Genomic DNA, 3,730 nt, shown 5'->3' on the forward strand with positions numbered 1-3,730 from the left:
CGGCCACCTTGCCGCCTACGCAGGCATAGCCCCAGTGACACGACGCTCCGGCACCTCGATCCGCGGTGAATTCCCCGCCCGTTCCGGCAACAAACAACTCAAGAACGCGCTCTTCAGATCCGCCTGGATCGCCAGCTGCCACCACCCGGCGTCCAAGGACTACTACGAAAAGAAACGGGCACAGGGAAAGAAACACAACGCCGCGGTCATCTGCCTGGCCCGCCGCCGCTGCGACGTCATCTTCTCCATGCTCAAACACGGCACCCTCTACGAAGACAAACCCGCCCAGACCGCTTGACGAAAAACATAGGGACACCCCCCCTTTTGCATTTACGCCGGGTCCGGCTATGTGATCGGGAGTCCCGTCAAGTTCGGCTGAAGGCCGTCGATCTCGCAACCAGCCTTCCCTGCAGCCTGGGCACGTCAGCATCAAACTCTGATCCTTCGGTGGCTTTGTTGATCGGCAACTGTTGGCTGAGGTCATGGTCTTCATCACCTACACGCCAGACTCTAAAGAGGACCTGCCGTCCGGCGGTATGAAACGCTCAAGACCGGGTCCGGATTGGCGCGCTCGGGCAGCCTTAAAAGCTAGGAAATGGGCGAATCTGGGCCCGGACCGTCGGTCTCGACAACGAATTGGTTACTAGCAATCAAATGTCGGTTCGCCGATTCCGGCGAGCGCACGAACAAGAGCGTCCCAAGTGACGCCCTTGCGTTCAGCACGCCAGACTTGAAACCCATCTTCTTTCGCGTAGCTGCTCACAGATGGGCCCGAATCTGGATTGAGCCGGATCGTCAATCCATCTCCTTCCACGGCGCACACCCGCCCTGATTCGATGAAACATCCGTTGAGTCGAACCTCGACCTGCTGACCAACTGTTTCCTGCCAGTCATTTTGAAGGTGAAAAACCGTGATTCCTGTCTTCTGGCGCATGACTAGCATACTAGCATACACCTGGCGAATGGATACCTCACCGCACCCCCGCGTGGCTGGTTGAATATCCTAGACAAAGAAGGTGGCGTAGCGTGCTGGGTCGGTTGCCGGGAAGCTGCGGATGTGAACGGGCGCGGCCGGTTCCTTTTGCAGGAAGCGGAAGACATGTGCCGCATCCTGGCTTGTCCGCCCCGGGACAACACAACCACTGGTCCCCTAACTTGCTGACTTCCCGGCCGGGGTTCCCGTGGCGGTGTCCTGCCGGACACCAAACCTCTCCAGTCACGCTTACTACCAGCGGGCAGCCACCTCCGTCCCGGAACTGGGATGAACGACACTGATCGACTCTGCCATTGATCACTACTGCGGCGAACCAATTTTGGCGTTGAGTTCATCGCCGATGAACTCACCGCCGGTGCGGGACCGGTGGTGAGTGAACACAGGCTCTTTCGGCTGTGCATGAAGAAGCCATCCTTCGGCGACCTCTCTGCGGCGCCGGTCGATGATGAGCTCATCTAAGGGACTTCAGCGCGATGGTGCGGGGCCTCGAATTGGGATATGGACAGCACCCGGCAGCACGCTGGGGAGGGAAAGCTGTACGTGTGCGTGACTAATGACCTGCATTCAAACCGGGTCGCCGGATATTCCCTGGGCGGGGGATGAAAGCGTCCTGGCCGTTTGCTCTGGCCCATGCCGCGTCGCACTAGGGCCAGCGGGGCACGCAGACCGCGGTACCAGACCGGGGCACCTCGTCTCCGGACGAAGCAGACGAAGAAAGAAACCTTGATCTGCTGACGAGAAGTGTGCTTCCTTTCCTTCGAGCACCAAGAAGCCTCGTCGACCTGCGGTAGCGAGCGGCTCTTGCAGAGCGACCTCGCCCAGACCCGCCTTGGTCGCCTCCTCCGCGGCGCCGGCGGCAAGTTCGCCGGCGATCAGGGCGGCATCCGGCCGGTCATGATCAGCCCGGGGACATAAGCAGCCGCTTCGTCATCGAGTGCGACCGTCTGCACACCGGGGAGGAGCGCGGTTTATCGGGACACGGTCTCTTTCTGCGGCACGGCTATCTGGCCGCTCAGCGGCGTGTCCAGGCGCAGGGCTGCGACCGAGTCGTCCAAAACCCGGGCGGCGGACGGGCCCAGCAACCCGGCGGCCTTCGCCACCAACTGTTCGCGGGTAGCGCGGTCCTGCGGTGCACCGCGGAAGGCGACCGCGCACTTCTCGACAACGCGTCCATCTTTGAACCGGACGCTGACCTCTGCCTGCCAACGGGCTGGGAAGGCGGCTTCGAGACGGTCGCTGGTGTAGCAGTGAACTTTTTCCAGCCAAGGCGCCAGCTTCGCGGCCACGGCCGGGGCATTGTCGAACTGTTCCACAGTGGCCTCGCCGGTGGTCAAGGCCACCGCGGCGCCAAAGGGCATGTTGAACTGGGCATCCACTGGTGTATTCACCGTCAGCTTGCGGATCGGCGGCTCGGAGACTAAGGTCGCTCCGGCCTTGATCACGCCGACTTCGATGGATTCGATGTCATCGATGTCCAACTGAGGGTTCTCGGTATGGATATCGCGCAGCAGGTCGATGCTGCCGTGCATGTACCGGCAGCATGGGTAGAACTTGATGCTGGTGTCCAACGCGCTCTTGCCGAATACCAAATTGAGGCTTCGGCCCCTGACCAGGCCCCGGCCGTATTGGTTCAAAAATCCGTCCCGTCCCTCAATGGAGGATTCGGGTGCTGTGAAGCCCGCAGTGGCCAGCCTGGCGGCCCGGATGCCGCTGGCAGCGGCGTGACCGGCATTCAGACGCTTGGTCCAGGACCCGTCAGAGAGGAACTCCAGGCTGCCGGCGGCCAGATTGGCGGCCAGACCGAGGGCGTGAGTGGTCTTGTCCTCGTCGAGTTTGAGCAAGGCCGCGACGGCGGCCGCGACGCCAAGTACACCGGCGACCCCCGTGGGGTGGAAGCCTCTGCCATAGCTCTCGGCCGCTCCCAACAGGACCCCGGTAGTGCACATCACGTCATAGCCGACTGCGGCCGCATGGAGCACGTCGTGGGTGCTGTGGCCGCCTGCATCGGCCAAGGCGAGGACTGCGGGGAAGATGGCAACGGCCGGGTGCAGCGAGGATTCCTCGAAGGTGTCGTCGAGCTCCAGCCCGTGGGCGGTAATGCCGTTAACCAGGGCGGCGTCCTCGGGCGTTGCCCATAGCCCCGTCCCATGAATTGAGGCGGTAAAGAATTGGCTCTTTCTGTTGCCCGTGCTAACTGCGGAGCGAGCTGCGACGGCGGAATCGCGTTCCACTCCGCCCGTAGTGACAGCGTAGTAGTCCAGCAGTAACAACTTCATCCACGCGGTGATCTCATCGTTGAGCGCGTGGCTGGCGCTGGCGTGTCGGGCGAGTTGGCGGCTAAATGTGATATTAGTCATGCTGAGTCCTTCGGTTTGGTCCGGATCTTTTCGGTATGTTCGTCGGACCCGGTGACGGTATCCATGCGGTCGGTCGAAGTACGTCAGGAACCGGCTGGAGACCGGGCCGACGCGGGGATTCCGCGTTCGGCAGGCTGCGTATCGCAGCTGAAACCGCAAGACGACGACGCGTATATGAGCAGGTGTTGGGTAGGTCACGACTCCGTTCGGATTAGGGCGCGCTCGCGCTCGTTTGGGGCCTTCAGAGTTGGCCTTGTGCAACCAGTGCATTGCGCTGCGGTCGTGGCGGTCAGTGGCTTTGCTGTCTATGCTGGCTGCGTTATAGTCTCCGGCTTTGCGTCGCTCCCCTGGCGCGCGGCCAGTGCGTTCTGGAGTTCTG

The 3,730-nt window shown here is 62.0% G+C and carries 3 protein-coding genes; 1 reads left to right on the plus strand and 2 read right to left on the minus strand.

Annotation, left to right across the window (positions count from 1 at the left end; all coding sequences use genetic code 11):
* Positions 1-298 (plus strand): transposase (locus KNN17_RS22060; RefSeq protein WP_241711034.1); only part of this gene is annotated, 298 nt, incomplete at its 5' end.
* A 345-nt stretch (positions 299-643) separates the two neighbouring features.
* Here KNN17_RS22060 and KNN17_RS22065 read toward each other — a convergent pair.
* Both KNN17_RS22065 and KNN17_RS22070 read right to left on the minus strand, forming a co-directional pair.
* Positions 644-934, minus strand: coding sequence for a hypothetical protein (locus KNN17_RS22065; RefSeq protein ID WP_241711035.1), 291 nt, complete (start codon positions 932-934; stop codon positions 644-646).
* Positions 935-1,962: 1,028 nt separating this feature from the next.
* Positions 1,963-3,351, minus strand: a complete 1,389-nt coding sequence (locus KNN17_RS22070; protein ID WP_241711036.1) for an MmgE/PrpD family protein — start codon at positions 3,349-3,351, stop codon at positions 1,963-1,965.
* Positions 3,352-3,730: the final 379 nt, after the last annotated feature.

Source organism: Arthrobacter bambusae, from assembly GCF_022606295.1.
GTDB lineage: Bacteria > Actinomycetota > Actinomycetes > Actinomycetales > Micrococcaceae > Arthrobacter > Arthrobacter bambusae_A.